The organism is Wolbachia endosymbiont of Drosophila barbarae (genome assembly GCF_044752445.1).
Classification (GTDB): Bacteria; Pseudomonadota; Alphaproteobacteria; order Rickettsiales; family Anaplasmataceae; genus Wolbachia; species Wolbachia pipientis.
In genome coordinates, this window is sequence record NZ_JBIXJM010000098.1 from 1 (window position 1) to 1,084 (window position 1,084).

The 1,084-nt window shown below is 31.5% G+C and carries 1 protein-coding gene; it reads right to left on the reverse strand.

Annotated elements, in window-relative coordinates:
- Positions 1 to 981 (reverse strand): IS4-like element ISWosp9 family transposase (locus ACIPNH_RS01260; protein ID WP_400771155.1); only part of this gene is annotated, 981 nt, incomplete at its 3' end.
- Positions 982 to 1,084: the final 103 nt, after the last annotated feature.

Below are 1,084 nucleotides of genomic sequence, written 5' to 3' on the forward strand. Positions count from 1 at the left end.
TTCGATTTGCCATCTTACTCTATAAACCGTCAATATTTGTTCAGCATTAATTTTACTCTCTGGAACATTAGTTATAAATATTGACCAATCTAATAACTTTTGATTCTTTTGAGAAGATGTATATCCATGTGACTTTGCTAATTTATTAGCCTTTCTTCTTCTAGCCATAGACTGTTCTTCAGTTAGCTTTTGACATATAATTCTTACCTTAATTTTTACTTCCTTTCCTAATAATACTTCTTTTTCTGAAGATAATTGACCTTCTAAATACTCCAATAGCTCTATTTTTTGATTTGTTTCTATATCATATATATTGGTATCAGACTTATAACGACTAACAAAATATGCACCTGCTTCATCAATCTGTTTAAAAGAACTAGGCACAAAGTAGCCCAAGTCAAATATTAGCAAATCATTGGCTGATAAACCGTTCAGATAATCCCTATAACCTTGATCCGACCTTATTCCTTCCATAAAATTTAACTTATCTAGCGCTTGATTCAGGTAATCAAAGACTACCTGTAGCTTTATTCCTGATTTGGTATTATTCTCACAATCTCTATAGCTACTGCCATATCCTTTGTACATATCTTCCATGCTACTGGGCAGGCTAATGTAGCTGCTATCCAATAATTTAACGCTTCCAAATTGCTGTAAAATTTTGCAATCAATCTGTAGACTTTTTTTAAATAAACACAAAGCTTCGTTATACATTTTTTTCATGAACTCAACTGCTTCTTCACTAAACCTAAAATCTAAACCCTGTTTTGTAATTTCTATCGAGTCTTCATTTAGCAATTGGCACATTGTTTCTATGCTGCAATCATCAACTCCTATGTTACCAAAAACCATAGCTTTTATGAATGATGAGCCATTAAGTTTTCTCTTTCTTTTTATAAAACCTACTGCAATTGATATTTCGTCTGCTTTTTCATTAAAGAATTCATTGAGGTCTTTTGATAAGCAAGCTATTCTGTCCATTGTAAGTTCTCTCATTCATATATCCAAGAAAATTTATACCTTATTATTTTCCTTCACTCTATCAACTTTACTTACACTTTTCCTTAACTTGACGCGTATGGTT